The sequence below is a fragment of the Bacillus sp. Root131 genome, assembly GCF_001429475.1.
In the GTDB taxonomy this organism is placed as follows: Bacteria; Bacillota; Bacilli; order Bacillales; family Bacillaceae_G; genus Bacillus_A; species Bacillus_A thuringiensis_S.
The window spans coordinates 1-23,921 of the sequence record NZ_LMJQ01000009.1 but is presented as its reverse complement, the minus strand read 5'-3'; the positions used below and the strand labels follow the sequence as shown (position 1 = coordinate 23,921).

Sequence of the window (23,921 nt, the reverse complement as noted above, 5' to 3'; positions counted from 1 at the left end):
AGAACAAACCATGCTAGACTTACATATGCATAACGCAAACATATGTAAGGTTTTAAGGAGAATCATCTATGTACAACACAATGCCTTTTATGGGAGAAGATATTCGTGTCCTTATTCGCGAAAAATCACTTCATATCGAAAATACAGAGAGCCTTCGCCGCGTATTAAAGAAGAAGCATGCTCCATTTAAGTTAGCTCAATATTTAAAACAACAACATACAAATCAATTTCATACCGTGCTAAATATATCGGATAAATCATTAACAATCGAAATCATCGGTCATGTCTACATTGGAAACTTTGCAGATACCTTAAAGGAAATCCCACGTATACCGAAGATTGCTCCTATTATCGTTAAAAAAGCGTATAAAATTACTGACCATACCGATATTATCGACTGTGGGGAAAAAGAAGTCGATAGTAATCGCTGGGTGTGGGATAAACTTGCTGTTTTATATGATACGATCATGAATAATATGTATGAGGTATTTCAAAGAAATGAAAAAAAGAACTGATTCAAACATTCCCTTTGAATCAGTTCTTTTTTGTTAAGCCTCTAAATTTTGTCTTTGTTGCAGTTCAAACTGCTTCTCACTTCTTCTGGCCATAAATAGATAACATAATACTGCCCCTACTTCACAAAGCGCAATAACAACACCCATCGGTAACGCTGTATTACTCCCACCAATACCTACTAGCGGAGCGACAAGCGCTCCTGAAATGAACTGTAATAAGCCTAATAAAGCTGACGCTGTTCCTGCAGCTTGCTTCTGATTTCTCATCGCTAATGAGAACCCAGTTGTTGATACAACCCCGACACTTGATACAACAAGGAATAACGAACATAAAACACCGATTAAACCTATTCCTAGTACGATTGTCAGTAGTAAAGATAGGCCACCAACAGCTGCGATAATAATACCAGCAACAAATAATGTCTTCTCATTCACTTTCCCCGCTAAACGACCCGTTACCTGACTAGCAATAATAATACCGATGCCGTTAATCGCAAAGAATAAACTAAATTGCTGTGGTGATGCTCCGTATATGTTCTGCAACACAAATGGTGAGCCCGAAATGTATGCAAACATTGCCGCTGTTACTAATCCTTGTGACAATGCATATCCCATAAACAGACGGTCCTTTAACAATTTTCCGTACGTCGCCAAAGTCCCTGACAAACCACCCGTTTCTCTTTCTTCAGGAGGTAATGTTTCACGCAATACAAAAGTAGCTGAGATTAACATGAATACGCTAATTGCTCCAAGAACGATGAAAACACCGCGCCACGTTGTAAACTGTAATAATTGCCCCCCAATAATCGGTGCCAAAATAGGTGCTGCTCCGTTTACTAACATAAGCAGTGAGAAAAACTTCGTCATTTCAGAACCTGAGTACATATCACGTACCATCGCACGTGATATAACAATCCCGGCTGATCCTGAAGCTCCTTGTAGGAAGCGCAATAACACTAATGTCCAAATAGATGGCGCAACAGCACAAAGTAAAGAAGAAGCAACATAAATAATAAGAGCAATAATAAGTGGTTTGCGTCTTCCGTAAATATCACTAATTGAGCCAACAAATAATTGTCCTACTGACAGCCCAAGCAGACAAGCTGTTAATGTAAGCTGCGCTAGGGATGCACCTGTTTGCAAGTCATCCGTTAACTTCGGTAATGAAGGCAAATACATATCAATAGATAATGGCCCAATCGCCGTAAGTGTTCCTAATACAAGAATCATCCATAACCTGTTTGCCTTTACAGGTTTATATATTTCGTGATTAACTTCATTCACTTTTTCAATTCACCCTTTCCTATACACACTGAATCGTAACAATTATAGTTACATCATAAACATACGTCAAGTACAGCGCATTTTCCTCTTTCATAATGTAAAAAAAGCGATAGAAATTCTATCGCTTTACTTTTTCACATTGCTATTCGTAAATTTAGATACTGAGGCCATCGTCTCTCCTGTATCTAAATATGTAATTTGAATTGGGTCTCCTACTTCTGTAAACATAGCATACGGGAATTTCTTCACCGGTATCATAAATACCTTTTGTTCATTCTCTAAAAGTACGTACACGATTGTATTTTCACCTGATTTCTCTTTATATACACGTTGTACAATACCTTCTTTTTGCGCTTCTTTTCCTGTTGAGGTTGGTCTAAAGGTATCACCATTACCACTCATTACGTTTTTATAATTCTCAAGCGCTTCTTTCTGCGAAGAACCTGTCGCAAATATTTTTGCATTAGCAGCATATACAACTGTATGTGCACGTACTAGGCCTCCATCATCAACAACCGGAATAATCCAAGCTGGTTTACCGTATACGTTATAAATGACAGGCATTGTCCCATGCCATTTCTCTCTCTTAAAGGAATTATCCACTACTTCTGTAGCTGCTGAACCATCCATAATCCCCTTCACTTCTTTTCCATTATAGTAATATAGCTTGCCTGTGCGTGCATCTACTAATGAATAGCCTAGGGCTGAATCTACTCCTTCTTTTGGAGAAGTAAAGTCTGTAAAATAATATAGTGTTCCATCTTTACCAAAGATCGGGGTCACGCCTTCTTTCGTTCCCCACTCAGTCGGAATCTTCATATCAGTTTGCGAGAATTTCGTATTCCAAAATCCGTGAATATATTTACCAAAGTACGTATTTAACGTAGATGCAGTCTCATGATTTAATACACCATCAACAAATTTAGGTGCCTTTCCTTTATCATACCTTTTCACTTCACCTGTTTGTGCGTCTACTACGACAACACCCTCTACCTCAAATCCAGATCTTCCTGAAATAAATTCACCATACGTCATTGTATAATATGGTTTCCCTTTATCATCAACCTCAAATTTAGGTTTTCCTTTAAAGATTAAATCTGGTTCTGCTTGCCTTACCACACGCTCTAAATTATTACCAAAAAACATGCTTGGCACATATTTCATTTTATAACCGAGGTGCAGTTTCGCTTCCGCATCAGGATTTGTACCTGACATCGTTACATACCCTGGAATTGTCTCAGCTTTACGCGCTTTAAAAAATCCTGAAACTTCAATCGGCGCTACATATAAAGCTTCGCCGTTTACCATTTGTGGCGTTAATTCTCCTAGCTCAAAATAAGCTACTTTCGGAATATCACCAAATACTTTTTTCATCTTATTCTCCGCTGTCTTTGGCGGCACTGTAAACGGCTGGTCATTTTCAGTAAATGGCTCTGAAATATCTTTCTCTACCTTAACAACAGAATCATATTTCTTTTGCGAGATTACTATATCGTGCAAATAACCAAAGTAACCGTAACTTGCGAGTAAAATAAACATTAGAAGTCCTTTTAACGTACCTTCTAATTTACCTATTTGATCTTGTGAAAATAAAACAAGCCCAATTAAAATTGCTACTGCAACAGAATAATGAGTAAGAATCGAATCTACTCGATCATCAATTAGCCAAAAGTATTCATAGATTGCAATACCTATCCAAAATAAAACAGGAATAACTAAAATAGATGATTTCTTACCCTTTACAACCTTCTTATCTCCCTTCTTATCCACTGCTCGAAGCTTACTACTACTTCTTGTCCATGGAATCAAAAACAAAGTAAGAATAGCTAAAACTACAAATTTCATCAAAGGCACTGTCCCCTTTTCTTTTGTATTCCCTTTAGTATAACAAATAAAGGGTATTAAGGTGAAAATAGGAATAGTTATATTTTTTTACTACTTAATACAATCCCGCTTACTACATATAGAATAGATGCAATATAAAAAATTGTACCAATCGTAAAGAAATCTACTAAATATCCCGTGGCAATAACCGCTACTGCTCCGCCAATGGATGTCCACACATGGTATTTTCCAATCTCATAACCAGCCTTTTCCTGCGCAACCTTTCGTGCTAACGAAGTCTTCTCAGTATTACGCTGCACAGCACCTAAAACTCCCATTACAATTTGAAGAAGATACACATGCCATACTTCCGTGGCAATCGGAAAACAAAGCATTAAGATTGCCATGGACCAAGCGTATATTATTAATAATTTTTTATCACCTACTTGATCAGATACCTTTCCCACTAGTGGATATACAAGTGCTGATGTTAAAGCAAATAAGCCATACGCCCAGCCAAATTGCGAGAAGCTATTTCCAACGTTTCGAAGCAATAATATATAAAAAGGAAATACCATACTTCCTGCCATCATGATGATACTTTGCGAAGCTACAAATCTTCTATATGTCATTTCGTATACTCCCTATAAAATAAATTCACAAATCTCTCTTCTGAATCTACTTCCTTCTTTTTCTTGAGAAATTCTTCAATACGAGGATATGCCTTCTTTAACTGCTCTTTCGTTGGATAAGAATAATACGGCAAATAGTAACTACCGTTATGCTTTAAAGTAACATCAATCATCTTCCGAATGACATCCTCTGTTTTCTTTATCTCACTATCTGAGCGTCCCTGGTTAATTAAAAGAACCAGCGCAAACATATCATCTTTCGCATAGGACAAAACTGCATTTTCATTCTTTTCCACGTAACGAATCGTAATGTTGAGCAAATTAAACTCTTCTTCATTTAATACGTTACGTAAATCATCTATATACTCCGTGAAAGCATCTATAGGCACAAAGTATTCTTGTAACACTTCGGTCCTATTTGGATTTTCATATTCCATAAAAGCACTATCTGATCTCATAACATTATTACGCGTCTCATACTTTCCATCTGTACGTTCAAAATAACCTCTTTGTATATTCCAAAATGTATTCTTTCCCCAATCACTATAACGTGATAACCCAAGTAAAAATTTCGGTGCAGCTATAATATTTTCTTCCTTTAATTCACTGTACTCTTCTCTCATATTTTGATTTTGTGCCAAAGTATAATCTGTCACATACATCTCTTTTAAAAATGAATTTGGAGCAACAGAAATACGTGCTAAGTGCATACGAACATTCTCATCTCTTTTCACTTTCTCTTTGAAATAAGATGCGTATTCTTTATAATCTATCATTCTCGTGTGCATTTCATATAATTCATCATCTGTTAACTTCAGCGTCACATCTAAAATAACTCCAAATAAACCGTAACCACCAATGACATATGGAAATAACGCTGCATTTTCTTCTCTACTTACATTACGTACCGTGCCATCTGCCATTAACAATCTAAATGACTCTATTGTATCAATCAGTGCCTCATGACGAATATCACGCCCGTGTACATTTACACTTAATGAACCACCAACAGTAAAAATATTTTGAGACTGCATGACCTGTACCGCAAGGCCATATGGATTTATTTTCTTCTGAATATCATTCCACGTGACACCACTTTGAACTGTAATCCGCTTCTTCTCTGGATCAAATTCTAATATTTTATTATATCCTTTCATATCGAGCATCGTACCATTCGGATAATATGTCTGTCCTCCTTGGCTATGTTGCATACCTGCAATGGAAATTTTCTCTCCTGAAACTTTTGCATCTCGCACTAATTTTATTAACGAGTGCTCTTCCGTAGCACTTTCAACTCGTTTTATTTTTGTCGGAAGCAATTTACCTACATCACTCATAATAGGATGATCAATTTGTTTTTTATACGTATGTACAGACGTTGCAAGCAAAACCGTATATGCCGCAATGACCACTGCTATCTTTCTTTTTTTCAAAGGACACTCTCCTTATTAGCAACAAAAAGAGATACCCGTTCTTTCAGGTACCTCTCTTGACAGTGATTACTTTGCTGCTGGCAATTGTATTGGATCAAATTTATCATACGATGTAAACTTTGCATCCGTAATAATGTGCGCTTTATCTTCACCATTGCTACTCATAACCATATCTATCTTTGCTGATTCATATTTAAAATCTTTTGTAATAATATATTCCCCATCTATTTCTTCTATTTTTGCATTTTGGCCTTGTAGCATTTGTTTCTGCTTTTCATCCATACTAGCTAGCATACTCTCTGTCTCTTTCCCTTTTAATGCAAACTTCAGCTTATAATTATCTCCACTTTTCTCCATCTTCACTTTATTTAAAATTTCCGATGGAATCTCTAAATTATCTACCATTCCTTGAGTCGCATTCATTCCGTTAGCATTTAATTGTTCCTCTGGTACAGACATAACTTCACCCGAATTAGGATTTTTCACCTGACCAGCAATTTTTCCACCCACATCATAAACAATAACCTCTGTACCAGAAACATTCATTTCAGAACGAGAGTTTTTTTTCTTCGGCTCTAGTTGCATTTTAGCCTTCATTACATTCATCTCTGTTCCTTCAGCCTTTATTCCCACATCATATGTCATCGTTACATTTTCTTCGTTTTTAAAAGCTTCATTCGCTTTATTGAAAACATCCTTCGCTGTTAATTCCTTTTCTTTCTGCACAGCTTCTTTTTTCGGTTCATCAGTCTTTTTTGTTTCCTCATTACTACACCCTACTCCTAGACCAACTGCAAGTACTAAACTTGAAATTAAAATAAGTTTTTTCATAACGTCCCCTCCTTCCCAAAAATAATATCATCTCTTTTCCTATGAAATCTATATAATTCGTAATATTCTTCTTTAATTTTTTTCCTATATAGCAACATGTTTGAGAAAAAGTTTAAATATGATGTAAATAATAACAACTCATTTCAGGAGGTCATTATGAAAGCAATTATTTGCACAAAGTATGGACCACCTAATGTTCTCCAGATTCAAAATGTAGAAAAGCCTAAACCTAAAAAAAATGAAGTATTAGTTAAAATTCACGCAACAAGTGTATCGACTGGAGATTGTAGAATACGTGGCTTTAATAGCCCCCTCTTATTTTGGATTCCTATGCGGATCATATTAGGTTTCAGAAAACCGAGGAAACCTATACTTGGCGTAGAGTTATCCGGTGAAATCGAAGACATTGGAACAGATGTAACACAATTTAAAAAAGGAGATCCAGTTTTTGCATTAACAGAACTAAACCTTGGTGGTTATGCCGAATACACATGCGTGCATGAAAGTGGATTAATAGCATTAAAACCTACCAATGTGACATATGAAGAAGCTGCCGTTATTCCTTTTGGCGGAACTTCAGCATTGCACTTCCTTAGAAAAGGACAGATAAAAAAAGGGCAACGAGTACTTATATACGGCGCCTCTGGTTCAGTAGGGACAGCTGCCGTACAACTTGCTAAATACTTCGGGGCGACTGTCACAGCTATTTGTAGTAGTTCGAATTTCGATTTAGTTACAGCCTTAGGGGCAGACAACGTAATTGATTATATGAAAGAAGATTTTACTAAGCGGGGCGAGCACTATGATATTATATTTGATGCAGTTGGAAAATATAATAAGTCTCTTTGTACAGATGCATTAATGCCTAATGGAAAATATGTATCTGTGAACGGAATGATGGCAAAAGTCAGTAAAGAAGATATGAACCTACTAAAACAACTAGCTGAAACAGAAAAGCTAAAGCCTGTTATTGATAGAACTTACCGATTAGAAGAAGTTGTAGAAGCCCATACGTATGTAGAAATGGGCCATAAGAAAGGAAATGTTTCGATTACCTTAAAATAAAATATATTCTGAAAATATCATTGACAATTCTTTTTGTACGATTTACTATTAGTACCATATTCAAAACTACATACACATACTCTTATCAAGAGTGGCGGAGGGACTGGCCCGATGATGCCCGGCAACCGAGCTTATAACATATAAGCTAAGGTGCTAATTCCTGCAAAACGAGTTTTCGTTTTGGAAGATAAGAGAGGAATCTATTTCGTCTATTCGGCACCTCTCTTATTTTTGGGAGGTGCTTTTTATTTTGGAACGTATATGAAGGGGGATTTATAGATGAAAAAGGTATTATTAAGCATTGTAAGCGGAGCAGTATTATTATTAGGCGCCTGTAGCGTGAGTTCAGATAAAGAGGTAAAAGCATTAGACGAGAAAAAGATTACTGTCGGTGTAACAGGTGGACCACATGAACAAATTTTTGAAAAGGTAAAAGAAGTTGCAGCAAAAGATGGTCTCGAAATTGATATAAAAGTATTTAATGATTATGTAGCGCCGAACGTATCTTTAGATGAAAAAAGCCTTGATGTAAATAGCTACCAAACAAAATCGTATTTAGATGTATTTAAAGCTGAACGCAATATGAAATTAGCTGAAGTATTTTCAACAGTAACATTCCCTATGGGCATATATTCTAAAAACATAAAAGATGTAAAAGACTTAAAAGAGGGCGATGCAATTGCTGTACCAAATGACCCAACGAATGAACTGCGAGCTTTAAAATTATTTGAAAAAGCAGGGGTTTTAAAAGTTGATCCGAAGGCTACAGAAAAAGCGACTGCGAAAGATGTAATTGAAAACCCGAAAAATTTAAAGATTGTTGAATTAGAAGCTTCTCAATTACCAACGCAACTAAGTGAAGTGAAAGCAGCTGCAATTAACACAAACTTTGCATTAGGTGCAAAATTAAGTCCAGCGAAAGATTCTATTTTCCGCGAAGGAAAAGATTCACCATATGTGAACTGGGTCGTTGTTCGTACTGAAAATAAAGATGATGCCGTTGTAAATAAATTAAAGAAAGCTTATCAATCTAAAGAAGTAAAAGAGTTTATCGAGAAAAAATTTGATGGTTCAGTTTTACCATCTTGGTAGGAGCTGACGATAATGATTGAATTAAAAAATATATCCAAAGTATTTACAACAAAAAAAGGGAATGTTGAGGCTCTTAAGTCTACTTCCCTTAAAGTAGAAAAAGGCGAGGTATTTGGAATCATTGGGTATAGTGGCGCTGGTAAAAGTACATTGATTCGATGTGTAAATTTATTAGAAAAACCAACGACAGGAAATATCATTGTAAACGAACAAGACTTAACAACGTTATCGACAAAAGAACTAGCAAAAGCGAGACAAAAAATCGGAATGATCTTTCAAGGATTCAATTTACTTAAAACTGTTAGCATCTATGAAAACATTGCATTACCTTTACGCCTTGCTGGTATTCCAAAAGTGGAAATTAAAAAAAGGGTAGAAAAATATTTACGCATTGTCGATCTTTTCAATCGAAAAGATGCTTATCCAAGTGAACTTTCTGGCGGTCAAAAACAGCGCGTTGCAATTGCACGTGCACTATCACATGAGCCTGAAGTGTTATTAAGTGACGAAGCAACGAGTGCTTTAGATCCAGAAACAACTGATTCTATTCTTGATTTGTTATTAAAGATTAACGAAGAAATTGGAATTACGATTTTACTCATTACACACGAAATGAATGTTATCCAACGTATATGCGACCGCGTTGCCGTTATGGAACATGGATCTGTAGTCGAAAGCGGGACTGTGAAAGATATTTTCACAAACCCACAACATGTAACAACGAAGAAATTTGTAAATAGCGCCTTTGCAGCTAAAATTCCAGAAGAGGTACAGAAAGAACTACAGAATACTGGAGAAATTGTAACACTTTCTTTTATAGGAAGTTCTTCAGGGGAACCAGCACTAGCTGTCGCCACAAAACGTTTCCAAGTATATCCAAATATTTTATCTGGTAATATTACACAGTTAAAACATGAGGCATATGGGAAACTTGTCGTTCATATGCAAGGTGAAAAAAATGAAGTAAACCGTGCTTTAGCATTCTTACAAGAGAAAGGTATCATCGTAGAGGGAGGGAAAACAGACTATGGAAAACAAGTCCTTTTTGGATGAATGGAGTAAAGTCATATGGGAAGCCACAATCCAAACCTTTCAAATGACATCTATTTCATTACTCATCTCGATCCTTATTGCACTGCCACTTAGTGTAACACTTGTTTTAACAAGACCTGGTGGACAGCACGAAAATAAAATCATTTATCCTATTCTTAATACAATTATTAATATAATTCGCTCTCTTCCATTTATCATTCTATTATTCTTCATCTTACCTTTTACAAAGTTTCTAATGGGAACATCCATTGGCGTGCAAGGTGTGATCGTACCGCTTGTCGTCTTCACAGCTCCTTATATCGCACGTTTAATGGAGACAGCCTTACTAGAAGTAGATCGCGGTGTTATTGAGGCCTATCAAGCAATGGGTATCTCTACTATTAAAATCATTTGGCACGTCATGGTGAAAGAAGCTCGTCCCTCCCTTGTACTTGGATTAACAATTGCAACAATTGGCTTAATTGGCGCAACAGCAATGGCTGGACTCGTAGGTGCTGGAGGGCTAGGGGACTTGGCATACCGCTTCGGACATTTACGCTATGAACCTGAAGTAATGTATGCAACAGTCTTTATTTTAATTATCCTCGTTCAAGGATTACAGTCTTTAGGGAATGGTGTTGCACGAAGATTGAAGAAAGATTAAAAAAAGAAGGCATCTCACCAGGGTGAGATGCCTTCTTTTTTTATCTTTTAAATCCACCTTCTGAATGAATAACTTGCCCAGTAATCCACTCAGCTTCTTCACTTACTAAAAATTTAATGAGTCTAGCTGCATCCTTTGGCTCACCAATTCTGCCAAAAGGAAACATCGGCTTTAACCCTTGTGTTATCTCTTCAGTCATCCATCCTGTATCGGTTGGTCCTGGATTAATTGCATTCACTGTTATTCCTAAATGAGCTACCTCTGCTGACAATGTACTAGTAAGAGCATCAATAGCTCCCTTCGTTGTCGCATAAGCTAGTTCTCCTGCCATAGGACCTTGAAATTGCCCCGAAGTAATATTAACAATTCTACCACCAGATTTCTTACCAAATCTCCGGGCAAATTGACTACTTAACAATGTAGTCGCACGGATATTTACCATGTAATGCTTATCTAGTTCTTCAGCAGTCAACGTAGAGAAATCATTATTCGTAGAGTACGCTGCATTATTAATTAATATATAAGGGTACCCTAATTGTTCAGTAACTTTATTTATAAGCTCTTTCGGTGCATCATTCCGAGTTAAATCTAACTCCATGCTCGATACTCTAACACCGTTTTGCAATAGCTCTTCTTTTAATTGTATTTGTTCATTTTTATCGACGCCCCAAGGCATCTCTTTATCGTAAGCTGTCCAATACGTAAAAAACATATCGTATCCTGCTTCAGCTAATTCTTTACAAATCGCTGCCCCAATACCATCTAGACGACTTACCCCTGTAACAATTGCTACTTTATTTTTTAATTGATTCATCATATACTCCTCCAAGTTTAAAGGGCGCATACTTTATATAAGAGATATAAAATTTCCCACAAAAAAAGACAGATACATAAAATAGGCATCTATCCTTACAAAAGGGATGTACAAGCCAAATATGCAGTCCTTGGATGATTTACAGATAGCTAAATAAACCCTCACTTATGAGAGAAAAATTCATCTATCTAATTTCTAATCATTACAAGTTCATCCACATATTAAGTCTTTGTCCCCTTTACATATATCTCTATTCTTAGTTTACCAAAACAGATAAAATGTTACAAAAAATAAAACAATTACTCACAACCTATCCTTGTTCACATTCTCTTCATTGTGAATCTTTTCACATTGAATATATAATAAACTTGTAAATACAATATTGGAGGGATTTCAATGATTATCAATTTTTTAAGAACTGATAAACGTGCTACTTTCATATTATTACTTTTACGTCTTTACATAGGATATACATGGCTCGCTGCTGGGATAGGCAAAGTCTTCGGACAATCTTTTGACGCAAGTGGTTTTCTAAAGGGTGCTATTGCTCAAGCATCAGGTGACCACCCTGCAGTACAAAGTTGGTGGGCAGATTTTCTTCAACATTTTGTCCTTCCAAACGCAGACCTATTTAGCTTTTTAGTTCAATGGGGAGAAATTTTAGTAGGTCTAGGTTTAATTTTAGGCGGATTAACAAAAACAGCTGCATTTTTCGGAATCATAATGAATCTTTCATTTTTATTAAGTGGAACTGTTAGTGTAAACCCAAACCTGCTTATTTTGACTATATTCATTTTAGTTGCAGGGCAGAACGCTGGACGTATTGGATTAGATGGCTATATTTCCCCTAAACTTTTCCATAAAAACAACCACGGAACATATAAATTAAGTAAAACTGCGTAGTAACAGTTTACTTTTAAAATATAAATAAGAAAAAGAGCCTGAGTATAGGCTCTTTTTCTTATTTATCCTAATTTAAACTTTTAACGAGCCACGAAAACCTCTGGCAGCATAGTAAGAGTCTGCTCCATTGTGGTACACGAAAACATGTCCGAAGCGATAATCGCAAAATAGAGCACCACCGAGTTCTCGAATATCTGAAGGTGTTTGTACCCAGCTTGATGATTTCATGTCGAAATCCCCAAGTTTTTGCAATTCCCGATATTGTTCTTCAGTTAATAGTTCAATGCCCATAGCATTTGCAACATCAATAACGTTATTTTCTGGTTTATGTTTTTTTCTTGATTCTAACGCTTCAAGATCATAACAAAGACTCCTGCGGCCTTTAGGACTCTCCTTTGAACAATCATAGAAAGTATACTCGTCCTTTTCTTCATCATAACCAACAACATCCGGCTCACCGCCAGTTACTTCCATTTCATTAAGTGACCACAATTTTTCATTATTAGTAGTCAGCTTCGCTTCAACTTTAGCCCATTCAAGACCTTCATGGCGGTTCATGTTTTTCTCAAAACGAGCTTTCAATACTTTCAATAACTCTTCACGTTTTTCTACTAGTAAGTCATTTTTATTTCCTGTCATATTAATCCTCCCTGATATGTGTACGGATAGTAGTTTAAGTATATATTTTATAATAAATCATCTCAATATGAAGAGCGTTTCAACCTTATGTCTTTTACAAACATCCATTATAAAGTCCTAAAACCCTCTACACTCTCTCCAAGAATATAGTGTGAAAACCACATCAAATTCTGCTTCATAATAGCTACATTCATTCCCGGCTGATTAGGACTATATGCCATTCCTTTAAATATAATTAATTCTGTATCAACTTCCATATCCTTTAATCCTTGATATAGATCATATGCATTTGTAATTGGAATTCTTGCATCCTTTTCCCCATGTTGAATTAAGGTAGGCGTACAAGCTGATTTAATATACGTCATAGGTGATGTCTTCGTATATATCTCTCGATCATTCCATGGGGTATTTCCTAAATACATTCTAATAAAATAAGGGATATCTGTATTTACATAATGAGTACTCCAGTTCGTGATTCCGCCTCCAACTGAAATAGCTTTAAACCTGCTACTAAATGTAGAACAGAAAGCTGATATATATCCTCCGTTACTCCATCCCATAACTCCTACTTTATCATTATCTACAATCCCTTGATCAACTAGTTTATCCACCCCTGATATAACATCATCATAGTCAGCGATTCCCTGTTTTCTATAGTTTGCTTTTAAAAATTCATTACCATAACCAGAACTTCCTCTGTAGTTTGGCTCTAAAACGATAAAGCCTTTTTCGATAAACTGTTCAATCGGATATTTCTCATTGAAGCAGTCTGAAAATATCGGAAAGGATGCCCAAGCCGGACCGCCGTGAATTACTACTAATAAAGGATATTTTTTATTTACGTCAAACTCTACTGGCGTTGATAAAACACCTTCTATTTCAAGACCATCACTACTTTTCCATGAGATGATTTCCCTGTTACTTTTAAGTTTCCCTTTGAAAAAGTTATTTTCATCCGTTATTTTTTTATCGTCTAAATAGATTTCAAAGGTTTCATTTGTTATAGCCTTATTATAGGATATATGTTTTCCATCCTTTGTTATAGAAGCATCCATTATAAAGCCATCTACTTTTTCGCTTAATGCTTCTACAGTACCATCTTCAGCTAGTAATCCAATACGATAATTCGTTTTATCCTGCCATCTAATTAAAATTCCTTTAGCTGTCCACTGTAATGGCATAACAGTACTATCAAAATCTGTTACAGGTTGAATTACCTCTCCTGTATTTATATCATATACCTCTAACGTACTGTCTTGTATATGGTTTCTATAGTAATCCTTCTCTCTTATACTTGCTGTGTAACATATTTTACTGCCTTCAGGAGAAAAGCAGACGCTACCGCCCAACAACTTATCCACATTCAGCTTTTGTAGCTCTCCAGCTTTAGTATGGAGTATGTATAAATCTCCATTTATATAATCCGCCATATTTGAGCTTGGTGTCGCCATAAACACAATCTTCTTCCCATCATTTGAAATATCAAATTCATGGATATGAAAATCCTTACCATCAGTTAATTGATAAACAACTCTTTTCTCGTGTTCATATGTATCACTTTGTATCACCTTTTCTATTTCAATGTAATATAAACAATTATTCTGGTGTTCCTTACCTATATGTTGAAACTCTCCATATAGATCCCTACGCTTCTTTATCTCCACACATTCTTTTGACTGCGTAACATAATAAAGACCCTTGCCAGTAGGACCCCATTTGAATGTACTGACTCCTTCTTTCTCATCAGTAATTTGAACCCCTTCATAACCATCTAGTGACTTAACAAAGATCTGATTTTTCCCATTACCAACGGGGCTAAGATATGCTATATCCCTAGAATTTGGAGACCATAATGGGCATGTACTTTCTATATCTCCATTTATCAATAAACAACTCTGTCCCTTTTCTTTTCCATATATCCATACATGATTCCTATATGTATTGTCTTTCCAGTTAGCCGTCTTCTTAACAAACGCTACGTTTTTACCATCATCACTTATGTTTGTACTTGATAAGGTTGGTAATGAAATAATCTCTTCTATACTTAGATATGTTTTTTTATTCACTTTCATCAATATCCCCCCTTGAAATGTCCATAAATCTCTCGTCTCTTTTTGTCGTAATAAAGGAGATTTTTCACAGATACTTAAAATGATAACGGAAAATTCAGATAAATAAAAGTAAAACATTAATCTATAGGGTTCTATCCACTTACCAATTCTAGATGTTCTTTTTCGGCACAAAAACACCCCTTTAGATAAAATATCTAAAGGGGTGCAAATTTGTAAATTTATTTTAAAGCTATAACTATATTTATTAACCTACCAATCTCCTACTCAACAGTAACAGATTTAGCTAAGTTACGTGGCTTATCAACGTCACACTCGCGGTGAAGTGCTGCGTAGTATGAGATAAGTTGTAATGGAATAACTGCTACTAGCGGTGCTAGTGCTTCATGGACAGCTGGTAATACGAAGCTGTCACCTTCCATTTCTAAGCCTTTCATTGAGATGATACATGGGTTAGCACCGCGTGCTACTACTTCTTTCACGTTACCACGAATTCCAAGGTTTACGTGCTCTTGTGTAGCAAGTGCGATAACTGGTGTACCATTTTCGATTAAAGCGATTGTACCGTGTTTTAACTCTCCTCCAGCGAATCCTTCTGCTTGGATGTAAGAGATTTCTTTTAGTTTTAACGCACCTTCTAATCCTACGTAGAAGTCTACGCTACGTCCGATGAAGAAACAGTTACGCGTTGTTGCTAAAAATTGTTTTGCTAATGCGTCCATTTCTTCTTTTTGATCACAAAGTTCTATCATTGCATTTGCTACAAGTCCTAGTTCGTGTGTTAAATCGAAATCAAGAACTTCACCTTTTGCTTTAGCAATATCAGCTGCTAAAATTGAAAGTACTGCAAGCTGTGCTGTGTAAGCTTTCGTTGATGCAACTGCAATTTCTGGTCCAGCGTATAATGGAAGTGTATAATCAGCTTCACGAGAAAGAGTAGAACCAGGCACGTTTGTAATTGTTAATGCTTTATGACCCATTTCATTTGTTTGTACAAGTACTGCACGGCTATCAGCTGTTTCACCACTTTGTGAAATGTAAATGAAGAATGGTCTTTCTGTTAATAATGGCATGTTGTAAGAGAATTCACTTGCTACATGTACTTCAACTGGCATTTTTGCAAACTTCTCGATAAATTGTTTTCCAACAAGACCTGCATGATAACTCGTTCCACATGCAATGATGTAAATACGATCGCTATCTAAAATCGCATTGCGGATGTCTTGATTTAATTCAATTTCGCCATTTTCATCTTGATACTTTTGAATTATATTACGGATTACAAGTGGTTGCTCATCGATTTCTTTAAGCATGAAGTGAGGATATGTTCCCTTTTCAATATCACTTGCGTCTAATTCCGCTGTAAAAGGTGCACGTTCAATCGTTTCACCTTGTAAGTTTTTAATTGTAATACTTTCTTTCGTTACGATTACGATTTCTTTATCCATTAACTCAATAAATTGATCTGTAACTTGTAACATCGCCATAGCGTCGCTTGCCACAACATTAAAGTTGTCACCAACACCTACTAATAGCGGGCTTTTGTTTTTAGCAACATAAATCATGTTTGGATTTTCAGCATCAAGTAATCCGATTGCATAAGAGCCATGTAAAAGAGATAGCGTATTACGGAACGCTTCTTCTACACTTAATCCTGTGCTCACTTGTTGTTCCATAAGCTGTACGATAATCTCTGTATCTGTTTCACTTACGAACGTTACATCTTGTAAATATTCCTTTTTCACTAATTCATAGTTTTCAATTACACCGTTATGAACTAGTGTAAAGCGTTTTGATGTACTTTGATGCGGATGCGCGTTTACTTTACTTGGAACACCGTGTGTAGCCCAGCGTGTATGTCCGATACCTACGCTTGCTGCTACGTTCTCATCTACGATTTCACGAAGTTTTGCGATACGGCCTTTTTCTTTGTATACAACAACACCGTTCTCTGCTTGTACTGCAATACCTGCTGAATCATATCCACGATATTCTAGCTTTTCTAAACCTTTTAATAAAATTTCCTTTGCATCTTGCTCTCCAATAAATCCTACGATTCCACACATGTTTAGTCGCCGTTACAAATGCTTACACTGCTCTGCGAACATGTAACGACATAGTCCGATACCATTTTTATTTATACTAAAAAACGGATTACATATTGCTAGCCCTGTAAGCTTGTAACGGCTTTCACCTTCCTCTCGATTGGGTTTAAGTCCGTATATACTTATACAGCTAGTTTTCATCCGTTCCTCTTCTCTCATCACACTTTCACCTTTGTCCACTAAGTCACCTTAATGATTTAAGTAAAAGTTTGCGGTTGTGATGAACAACCGGGAGTCATCCGCCGAAATCTCGATAAACCCCACCTCGTCAACTACACTATTTGTAGTTCTGGCGCTTTTATAATTTACAATATTTCCTTTGAGAAAAAGAACAAGACCATCTTATAACAAACATGGATAAACCGTCAATGAAATTTTTTTCATCGTCTATAAAACATATGAAAAAGGAGCACTTATTGTGCTCCTTTTTCATATAAATTCAGCTAATTATTCAGCGCCAACTTCAGCTTTCACAACTTCTACAATGCGATGTACAAATGCATCACAAACTTCTTGTGTTGGTGCTTCTGCCATTACACGAATAAGTGGCTCTGTTCCAGATGGACGAACAAGAATACGGCCATCACCGTTCATTTCTTCCTCTACAACACGAATAATTTCTTTAATTTTTTCATTTTCTAATGCTAATTTTTTATCTGTTACACGAACGTTTACTAGCAATTGTGGGAATTTCGTCATTTCTCCTGCAAGCTCAGATAATGGTTTTTTCGTCATTTTCATGATGTTTACAAGTTGAAGTGCACTTAACATTCCGTCACCAGTTGTAATGTAATCAAGTAAGATAATATGGCCTGATTGTTCTCCACCTAAGTTGTAACCACCGCGTTTCATCTCTTCCATTACGTAGCGGTCACCAACTGCTGTTTTATCGCTTGTAATATTGTTTGCTTCAAGTGCTTTGTAGAAACCTAAATTACTCATAACAGTTGAAACAACTGTATTATGTTTTAATTGACCAGTTTCTTTCATGTATTTCGCACAAATAAACATAATTTGATCACCGTCAACGATGTTTCCTTTTTCGTCTACAGCAATTAAACGGTCGCCATCGCCATCAAAAGCAAGTCCGATGTCAGCACCTTTTTCTTTTACTAATTCAGCCAATACTTCTGGATGTGTAGATCCTACACCTTCGTTAATATTCATACCGTTCGGTGAAGTCCCCATTGTTGAAATATCAGCTTCTAAATCTGCAAATAAGTATGGAGCTAAAGAAGATGTGGCACCATGTGCACAATCTAAAGCGATATGTAGGCCAGAGAAGTCTTCTTCAACAGTTTGTTTAATGTATTGTAAATATTTTTGTCCACCTTCAAAGTAATCGCTCACTTGTCCAAGGTTAGTACCTGTTGGACGTGGTAGTTCATCAACTTCTTTGTCTAATAAAGCTTCAATTTCAGCTTCTTGCTCATCTGTTAATTTAAAGCCGTCTGAACCAAAGAATTTAATACCGTTATCTTGTACTGGATTATGAGATGCAGAAATCATAACACCCGCTTGTGCGTCTAGTGCTTTTGTTAAATAAGCAACACCCGGTGTAGAAATAACGCCAAGGCGCATTACTTCTGCTCCAGTTGATAATAGACCTGCTACTAAAGCTCCTTCTAACATATGGCCAGATACACGTGTATCACGACCGATAATTACTTTTGGACGATCTGTATCTTTTGTTAATACATAACCACCAAAACGCCCAATTTTGAAAGCTAATTCAGGTGTTAACTCCTTATTTGCAACTCCGCGTACTCCATCTGTACCAAAATATTTACCCATTATGATTCGCTCCTTTTTCTTGCTCTTTTTGATTATGGTTATCTACTGTTGGTTCTTGACTAGTTTCTTTATCTTTATCTTGATTTTGGTTTTGATTATTTTCCTGTTCCGTTTCCTTTTCTGGATCGGGTTCAGGATTTTTTGGCTTCTCATTTTGATTTTCTTGATTGGTGTTTGAATCCGGTTGTTGACCGTTACCCTGTACTTCTTTATCTGGTTTTTCTTTCTTTACAATAGTAACTTTAGCACTTTTTTGTTTTGGCTCTATTGAAATATTACCAGGACCACTCACTTGAATAGAAATATCTTTCGTCCCTGAAGATACATTTTGCAGATTAATTACCGCTGTTATTTGAGCAGCTGTTATTTTATCTACTATACTTGCTTCTCCTGAAATATCAACACTTATCTTTTCATCTTGCGGCAAAATTAGCTGAGCCGTAACATCTTTAGAAAGTCCATTTTTTTGGATTGGGATACCATCAATCGTTTTTGTTTTCGTTTGTTTTGTTTTTTGTACTCCCACCGAAACCTTCACTTGATTCGGTTTTGCACTTGTTACACCCTTGGGTAATAAAACAGAGGCATCGAATGTTGTAGACTCTGTCAATTGACTAAAATCTACTTCGACCCCCTCTAGCGATTGTATATTATCCAAAATATCTTTTGGACCAGCTATCGTTACTTCTCTCGGCTCGACACTGATATTTGTAACTGCCAACCCTTCTGCTAAACTCCCCTTCTTCGTATACGTTACAGGAACAGTTTTTTCAGTATTATTGGCTGTAGTTTGCGTTGCCACATTCAACGTTACACTAATCTTAGATGGACTTGTTCTTACATTTAAACGTTTTCCTTCTTTATTGTATAATGTAACTTCGGGCGTTTTTGTAACAGTTTTATTAACACCTTTTAAATCAACATACGCTTTGGCAGATGAAATGCTTTCAATTTCTTCTTTCGTCCCAACTACCTCAACAGTATCCGGTTTAAGGCTTGATTTTTCGAGAGTAGCCCCCGCTGGCATCTGATCCTCATTTGATAATTTCAAATCTACATGAACATATTTTCTCGCCTTTTCATGAAGAGTAACTTTAATTGTTGATGGCTGAACTGTTCCTTTCACATCATCTGGAAGCCCGTTCGTTTTTAAAGAAATCTCATAAGTTCCTTTTGGACTATCTCGCAAATCAATTGGTATGTCAAATTGTTTTTTTGCTTTTACTGTAGCAACTGATGCTTTTGGGCCTTCTAACTTCACCTTAACGCCCTCTGCTGGAATACCACTTACAATATATTTCTCCTCATCATACTTAAGGTTAATCGCATAATTAGTTAATGTTTCTTTCGTATCATTTGCAAAAGGTAATATACCTGATGTCGTATTTTTTTCAGTTAACGTCGCTGACATAAAAAGCATACACGCCAATAGTAATGAGATCCCTTTTAAAAACCAATGATTCTCCATTAACTTATCCATGACGCTTTCTCCTCCAATTCCATAAAGACGAAGAAGTCGTTTTTTCGTTCCCACTAAATTCAGCTAATAACATATCCTTCAGCTGTTCTGTCTTCAAATCACGATGCAACTTACCATTTTTCGTTAAAGAAATTTGACCAGTTTCTTCAGACACAACTACTGTAATACTATCAGTAACTTCACTAACTCCCATTGCAGCACGATGTCTAGTTCCTAATTCTTTAGAAATAAACGGACTTTCTGATAATGGAAGATAGCATGCTGCTGCTTTAATTGTACTTCCTTGCATAATTACCGCTCCGTCATGAAGAGGTGTATTTGGAATGAAAATATTAATAAGTAATTCCGATGATACGTTTGCATTCAGCGGAATACCCGTTTCCACATAATCACCCATACCGGTCTCTTTTGACAAAGTAATTAATGCACCAATTCTACGTTTCCCCATATATTCGGTTGCTTTTGCTATCGCTGTTGCAACCATTTCAGGTTCATCATCCTCATGCGGTCCACCACGCGAAAATAAACTCCCGCGCCCTAGCTGCTCAAGTGCTCTTCGCAATTCTGGCTGAAAGATAATAATAACGGCTAAAAATCCCCATGTTAATACTTGTTCAGTTAGCCAAGATAACGTATGCAATTCAAGGAAAATACTAATCATCTTAACGACAATGATAACTGTAATCCCTTTTAAAAGTTGAACAGCTTTCGTCCCTCGGATTATGAGAATCAGCTTATATATAATAAACCATACAATGGCAATATCTAATGCCGTACTAAGATATTTCAAAATGGTCGTATCTTCAAAAGGCATGCTATCCCTTCCTCCTACTTACGAGCAATTCTATCCATATATTGAAATATTGTTTTATGCTCTATCTGTATGTATTTCCAACAACTAGTTAATTATACCATACATGAAACAAACGACAATTACAAACAACCCCCTTTAGCTCAAATTGGTAAGATGTCAAACATTTTTATCTTACAGTATAATATAAATCATTATTATACGCCTATTTTCAAATAAAAAAAGCAACTTCTCAGTTGCTTTTCTTACATTTATTTTAGTTTTTCACCGAATAAAGAACCCATTAAAGCAACTGCTGTTGTTGCCGTTCTATTTCTCTCATCTAAAATCGTATTTACCTCAACAAATTCAGCAGATGTGATAATATCAGCTTCCGCTAACATTTCCATCGCCAAGTGGCTTTCACGATAAGATAGACCACCAATTACAGGCGTTCCAACACCTGGTGCATCATGAGGATCAAGACCATCTAAATCTAATGATAAGTGTACACCATCAGTATGAGATAAATATGCGATTGTTTCTTCCATAACAGCCGTCATCCCCATACGATCAATTTCATGCATCGAGAACACTTTAATACCTTCATTGCGAATGAAGTCTTTTTCTCCTTCATCTAATGCACGCGCACCGATAATTACAACATTCTCTTTTTTCACCTTTGGATATGCTCCGTATAAATCTACAAGTGAAGAATGTCCATAACCTAAACTTGCTGCAAGTGACATACCGTGAATATTTCCAGATGGTGAAGTTTCCTCTGTATTTAGATCACCGTGTGCATCATACCAAATAACACCTAAGTTTTTATAATGTTTGGCTACACCAGCTAATGTACCGATAGCAATACTATGGTCACCACCTAATACAAGTGGAAAACGACCTTCTTCTATAATATGATCCACCTTACTTGCTAATTCATTACATACAGTTGCAACTTGTGTAAGGTTTCTTAATTTTGTATTTTCATCTACCTCTTTTTCTCTCTCTATACATATATCTCCCATATCTTTAACGTCATATCCAATTTCTTCAATTCTTTCAATTACCCCTGCATAACGGATCGCGCTCGGTCCCATATCAACTCCACGACGCATCTGTCCTAAATCCATTGGAACTCCAATAACTGAAATTTCTTTTTTCATAGATAGTATCCCCCTTTTATGCCTTCACTAAATATTTTAAATCTTTTATATAGTCTGACTCAACTCGACATTTTTTTGTATGGATATACAATTTATTCACTTATATTCACGTTGAAAATCAAATTTCAAGACTATTCTATGTATAAAGTTAACTTAATGAAACAATCGCAATCACTATTATCAAATAATAATAATAAAACACTCCTACATTTAGAAGTGTTTTTCTGACGCTATTTTCCATACTGCTGCAATATTCTTCGTTGTCATTTCAATATTTTCTTCTGCTACTCTATATGCTTCTTCTAGTGTCATCGGTCTTGTTGTAATACTAAATACCGCATCTATTCCTTTCTCGTAAACAGCTGGATAATCAGATGATACAGACCCTCCAATAGCAATTACAGGCACAGAAAAACGTTTCGCACGCCCCGCAACACCAACAGGAGCCTTCCCATATGCAGTTTGTTCATCTATTCTACCTTCACCAGTTATAATGAGATCTGCATCTTCTATATGTTTATCGAAATTTGTATAATTCAATACAATTTCAATGCCCCTTCGCAACTCTCCCTTTAACACTGAAATAACAGCCGCTCCCATTCCTCCTGCTGCCCCTGCACCAGGTATTTCAGATACATCAAAAGATACATATCGTTTAAGGATATTCGCGTAATGTTTTAAATTCTCATCTAGCTCTTTCATCATCTCTACATTCGCACCCTTTTGTCTCCCAAATACGAAAGATGCCCCCTGCATTCCGACTAATGGATTATCCACATCACAGGCCGCTTCTATCTTTACTCCCTTTAAGCGTGGGTCCAGTTGTGAAAAATCAATAGCATCAATTGAATGTAATGCGCCTCCAGATGGATCTATTACTTCACCCTTGTCATTTATAAATCTTACTCCTAAAGCTGCTAACATACCTGCCCCACCATCATTTGTAGCACTTCCTCCAAGTCCTAAAATTATGTACCCCACTCCTTGATCTAGCGCATGTAATATAAGTTCTCCTGTTCCTTTTGTCGTTGTAATAAGTGGGTTGCGCTTTTCAACTGGAACGTGCTGTAATCCTGATGCTGCTGCCATTTCAATAAACGCTGTCTTTTTATCTTTAGAAATGCCATAAAAAGCTTGTACACCTTCTCTAAGCGGTCCTGTCACACTAATTGATATAATTCTCCCCCCTGTAGCATCAACAAGTGATTCAACCGTCCCTTCTCCTCCATCTCCAATTGGTATTTTCACATACTCTGCATTAGGAAAAATCGCTCTAAAACCTCTTTCAATAGCTCCACATACTTCTATAGCTTTTAGGCTTTCTTTATATGAATCAGATGCAATAACAACTTTCACAATTATCCCCCCATCCCTTATTTTTACGTTTTCTTCATTTTAAACGATAAATATAAAAGTTGTCTTTTTAAACACAAAAAAGCTTACATCGTATGATGTAAGCTTTTTCTATTTAGATGGAGCCTAGCGGGATCGAACCGCTGACCTCCTGCGTGCAAGGCAGGCGCTCTCCCAGCTGAGCTAAGGCCCCTTAGTAATAAAGCGGAAGACGGGATTCGAACCCGCGACCCCAACCTTGGCAAGGTTGTATTCTACCACTGAACTACTTCCGCGAAAATGGTGAGCCATGAAGGATTCGAACCTTCGACCCTCTGATTAAAAGTCAGATGCTCTACCAACTGAGCTAATGGCTCGTAAATGGCTGGGCTAGCTGGATTCGAACCAGCGCATGACGGAGTCAAAGTCCGTTGCCTTACCGCTTGGCTATAGCCCA

General features: G+C 36.5%; 21 protein-coding genes, 4 tRNA genes and 1 riboswitch. Of the genes, 6 read left to right on the top strand and 19 right to left on the bottom strand.

Annotation, left to right across the window (positions count from 1 at the left end):
* Positions 1-68 precede the first annotated feature (68 nt).
* Positions 69-515: a hypothetical protein gene (locus ASE54_RS19820; RefSeq protein ID WP_000282869.1), complete on the top strand. Its 447-nt coding sequence runs from the start codon at positions 69-71 to the stop codon at positions 513-515.
* 33 nt (positions 516-548) lie between these two features.
* Here the strand turns inward: ASE54_RS19820 and ASE54_RS19815 are convergent, their stop codons facing one another.
* From ASE54_RS19815 to ASE54_RS19795, 5 genes are all read right to left on the bottom strand, one after another.
* On the bottom strand, positions 549-1,808 hold the full coding sequence (locus ASE54_RS19815; RefSeq protein WP_223266695.1) for a multidrug effflux MFS transporter: 1,260 nt from the start codon (positions 1,806-1,808) through the stop codon (positions 549-551).
* Positions 1,809-1,925: 117 nt separating this feature from the next.
* The gene (locus ASE54_RS19810; protein ID WP_000674043.1) at positions 1,926-3,644 is read right to left on the bottom strand and encodes a DUF3981 domain-containing protein; all 1,719 of its coding nucleotides are present in this window, start codon (positions 3,642-3,644) and stop codon (positions 1,926-1,928) included.
* A gap of 77 nt (positions 3,645-3,721) precedes the next feature.
* Positions 3,722-4,255: an MFS transporter gene (locus ASE54_RS19805; protein ID WP_000222368.1), complete on the bottom strand. Its 534-nt coding sequence runs from the start codon at positions 4,253-4,255 to the stop codon at positions 3,722-3,724.
* Positions 4,252-5,688, bottom strand: coding sequence for an FAD-binding oxidoreductase (locus ASE54_RS19800; RefSeq protein ID WP_000746278.1), 1,437 nt, complete (start codon positions 5,686-5,688; stop codon positions 4,252-4,254). The genes ASE54_RS19805 and ASE54_RS19800 overlap by 4 nt, the downstream gene beginning before the upstream one ends.
* Positions 5,689-5,754: 66 nt before the next feature.
* A complete protein-coding gene (locus ASE54_RS19795) occupies positions 5,755-6,519 on the bottom strand; it encodes a DUF6612 family protein (RefSeq protein ID WP_000733608.1) in 765 nt (254 codons plus the stop codon).
* 156 nt (positions 6,520-6,675) lie between these two features.
* Here ASE54_RS19795 and ASE54_RS19790 point away from each other — a divergent pair, with 156 nt between their 5' ends.
* The 4 genes from ASE54_RS19790 (at position 6,676) to ASE54_RS19775 (ending at position 10,372) form a co-directional block, all read left to right on the top strand.
* A complete protein-coding gene (locus ASE54_RS19790; protein ID WP_000643850.1) occupies positions 6,676-7,584 on the top strand; it encodes an NAD(P)-dependent alcohol dehydrogenase in 909 nt (302 codons plus the stop codon).
* Positions 7,585-7,663: 79 nt separating this feature from the next.
* A riboswitch (SAM riboswitch) is annotated at positions 7,664-7,778 on the top strand.
* Positions 7,779-7,863: 85 nt separating this feature from the next.
* Positions 7,864-8,676 (top strand): MetQ/NlpA family ABC transporter substrate-binding protein, encoded by an 813-nt coding sequence (locus ASE54_RS19785; protein ID WP_000756989.1) that lies wholly within the window; start codon positions 7,864-7,866, stop codon positions 8,674-8,676.
* Between the two features lie 12 nt (positions 8,677-8,688).
* Positions 8,689-9,729, top strand: a complete 1,041-nt coding sequence (locus ASE54_RS19780) for an ATP-binding cassette domain-containing protein (RefSeq protein ID WP_000571309.1) — start codon at positions 8,689-8,691, stop codon at positions 9,727-9,729.
* A complete protein-coding gene (locus ASE54_RS19775) occupies positions 9,704-10,372 on the top strand; it encodes a methionine ABC transporter permease (protein WP_000428878.1) in 669 nt (222 codons plus the stop codon). Before ASE54_RS19780 ends, ASE54_RS19775 begins: the two co-directional genes overlap by 26 nt.
* A 40-nt stretch (positions 10,373-10,412) precedes the next feature.
* Here the strand turns inward: ASE54_RS19775 and ASE54_RS19770 are convergent, their stop codons facing one another.
* Positions 10,413-11,189, bottom strand: coding sequence for an SDR family oxidoreductase (locus ASE54_RS19770; protein WP_014895372.1), 777 nt, complete (start codon positions 11,187-11,189; stop codon positions 10,413-10,415).
* Positions 11,190-11,582: 393 nt separating this feature from the next.
* On the opposite strand from ASE54_RS19770, the gene ASE54_RS19765 reads away from it, so the two are divergent.
* Complete coding sequence (locus ASE54_RS19765; protein ID WP_000586149.1) at positions 11,583-12,089, top strand: DoxX family protein; 507 nt, start codon at positions 11,583-11,585, stop codon at positions 12,087-12,089.
* 72 nt (positions 12,090-12,161) lie between these two features.
* Here the strand turns inward: ASE54_RS19765 and ASE54_RS19760 are convergent, their stop codons facing one another.
* The 13 genes from ASE54_RS19760 to ASE54_RS19700 form a co-directional block, all read right to left on the bottom strand.
* The gene (locus ASE54_RS19760) at positions 12,162-12,728 is read right to left on the bottom strand and encodes a DUF4256 domain-containing protein (RefSeq protein WP_000147385.1); all 567 of its coding nucleotides are present in this window, start codon (positions 12,726-12,728) and stop codon (positions 12,162-12,164) included.
* A gap of 107 nt (positions 12,729-12,835) precedes the next feature.
* The gene (locus tag ASE54_RS19755; protein WP_000867577.1) at positions 12,836-14,800 is read right to left on the bottom strand and encodes a S9 family peptidase; all 1,965 of its coding nucleotides are present in this window, start codon (positions 14,798-14,800) and stop codon (positions 12,836-12,838) included.
* A 260-nt stretch (positions 14,801-15,060) separates the two neighbouring features.
* A complete protein-coding gene (glmS, locus tag ASE54_RS19750) occupies positions 15,061-16,863 on the bottom strand; it encodes a glutamine--fructose-6-phosphate transaminase (isomerizing) (protein WP_000334155.1) in 1,803 nt (600 codons plus the stop codon).
* A gap of 12 nt (positions 16,864-16,875) precedes the next feature.
* Entirely contained in the window at positions 16,876-17,061 is a 186-nt protein-coding gene (locus ASE54_RS19745; protein ID WP_001206405.1) for a hypothetical protein, read from the bottom strand.
* 288 nt (positions 17,062-17,349) lie between these two features.
* Positions 17,350-18,696 (bottom strand): phosphoglucosamine mutase, encoded by a 1,347-nt coding sequence (glmM, locus tag ASE54_RS19740; RefSeq protein ID WP_000521478.1) that lies wholly within the window; start codon positions 18,694-18,696, stop codon positions 17,350-17,352.
* Complete coding sequence (locus ASE54_RS19735) at positions 18,689-20,176, bottom strand: CdaR family protein (protein ID WP_000359603.1); 1,488 nt, start codon at positions 20,174-20,176, stop codon at positions 18,689-18,691. Before ASE54_RS19735 ends, glmM begins: the two co-directional genes overlap by 8 nt.
* The gene (cdaA, locus tag ASE54_RS19730; protein ID WP_001115692.1) at positions 20,169-20,990 is read right to left on the bottom strand and encodes a diadenylate cyclase CdaA; all 822 of its coding nucleotides are present in this window, start codon (positions 20,988-20,990) and stop codon (positions 20,169-20,171) included. Before cdaA ends, ASE54_RS19735 begins: the two co-directional genes overlap by 8 nt.
* Before the next feature lie 248 nt (positions 20,991-21,238).
* Positions 21,239-22,132: an arginase gene (gene rocF, locus ASE54_RS19725; protein ID WP_000711565.1), complete on the bottom strand. Its 894-nt coding sequence runs from the start codon at positions 22,130-22,132 to the stop codon at positions 21,239-21,241.
* Positions 22,133-22,342: 210 nt separating this feature from the next.
* Positions 22,343-23,488, bottom strand: a complete 1,146-nt coding sequence (locus ASE54_RS19720) for a glycerate kinase (RefSeq protein WP_000869594.1) — start codon at positions 23,486-23,488, stop codon at positions 22,343-22,345.
* A 117-nt stretch (positions 23,489-23,605) separates the two neighbouring features.
* Positions 23,606-23,678: transfer RNA gene (locus tag ASE54_RS19715), tRNA-Ala, on the bottom strand.
* A 10-nt stretch (positions 23,679-23,688) separates the two neighbouring features.
* Positions 23,689-23,760: transfer RNA gene (locus tag ASE54_RS19710), tRNA-Gly, on the bottom strand.
* A gap of 5 nt (positions 23,761-23,765) precedes the next feature.
* Positions 23,766-23,841: transfer RNA gene (locus tag ASE54_RS19705), tRNA-Lys, on the bottom strand.
* A gap of 5 nt (positions 23,842-23,846) precedes the next feature.
* Positions 23,847-23,921: transfer RNA gene (locus ASE54_RS19700), tRNA-Gln, on the bottom strand.

Coding starts and splice junctions, on each gene's coding strand:
- ASE54_RS19820 (WP_000282869.1), top strand. CDS start 69: ATGTACAACACAATGCCTTTTATGGGAGAAGATATTCGTGTCCTTATT.
- ASE54_RS19810 (WP_000674043.1), bottom strand. CDS start 3,644: ATGAAATTTGTAGTTTTAGCTATTCTTACTTTGTTTTTGATTCCATGG.
- ASE54_RS19805 (WP_000222368.1), bottom strand. CDS start 4,255: ATGACATATAGAAGATTTGTAGCTTCGCAAAGTATCATCATGATGGCA.
- ASE54_RS19795 (WP_000733608.1), bottom strand. CDS start 6,519: ATGAAAAAACTTATTTTAATTTCAAGTTTAGTACTTGCAGTTGGTCTA.
- ASE54_RS19790 (WP_000643850.1), top strand. CDS start 6,676: ATGAAAGCAATTATTTGCACAAAGTATGGACCACCTAATGTTCTCCAG.
- ASE54_RS19785 (WP_000756989.1), top strand. CDS start 7,864: ATGAAAAAGGTATTATTAAGCATTGTAAGCGGAGCAGTATTATTATTA.
- ASE54_RS19780 (WP_000571309.1), top strand. CDS start 8,689: ATGATTGAATTAAAAAATATATCCAAAGTATTTACAACAAAAAAAGGG.
- ASE54_RS19775 (WP_000428878.1), top strand. CDS start 9,704: ATGGAAAACAAGTCCTTTTTGGATGAATGGAGTAAAGTCATATGGGAA.
- ASE54_RS19770 (WP_014895372.1), bottom strand. CDS start 11,189: ATGATGAATCAATTAAAAAATAAAGTAGCAATTGTTACAGGGGTAAGT.
- ASE54_RS19765 (WP_000586149.1), top strand. CDS start 11,583: ATGATTATCAATTTTTTAAGAACTGATAAACGTGCTACTTTCATATTA.
- ASE54_RS19760 (WP_000147385.1), bottom strand. CDS start 12,728: ATGACAGGAAATAAAAATGACTTACTAGTAGAAAAACGTGAAGAGTTA.
- ASE54_RS19755 (WP_000867577.1), bottom strand. CDS start 14,800: ATGAAAGTGAATAAAAAAACATATCTAAGTATAGAAGAGATTATTTCA.
- glmS (WP_000334155.1), bottom strand. CDS start 16,863: ATGTGTGGAATCGTAGGATTTATTGGAGAGCAAGATGCAAAGGAAATT.
- ASE54_RS19745 (WP_001206405.1), bottom strand. CDS start 17,061: ATGAGAGAAGAGGAACGGATGAAAACTAGCTGTATAAGTATATACGGA.
- glmM (WP_000521478.1), bottom strand. CDS start 18,696: ATGGGTAAATATTTTGGTACAGATGGAGTACGCGGAGTTGCAAATAAG.
- ASE54_RS19735 (WP_000359603.1), bottom strand. CDS start 20,176: ATGGATAAGTTAATGGAGAATCATTGGTTTTTAAAAGGGATCTCATTA.
- cdaA (WP_001115692.1), bottom strand. CDS start 20,990: ATGCCTTTTGAAGATACGACCATTTTGAAATATCTTAGTACGGCATTA.
- rocF (WP_000711565.1), bottom strand. CDS start 22,132: ATGAAAAAAGAAATTTCAGTTATTGGAGTTCCAATGGATTTAGGACAG.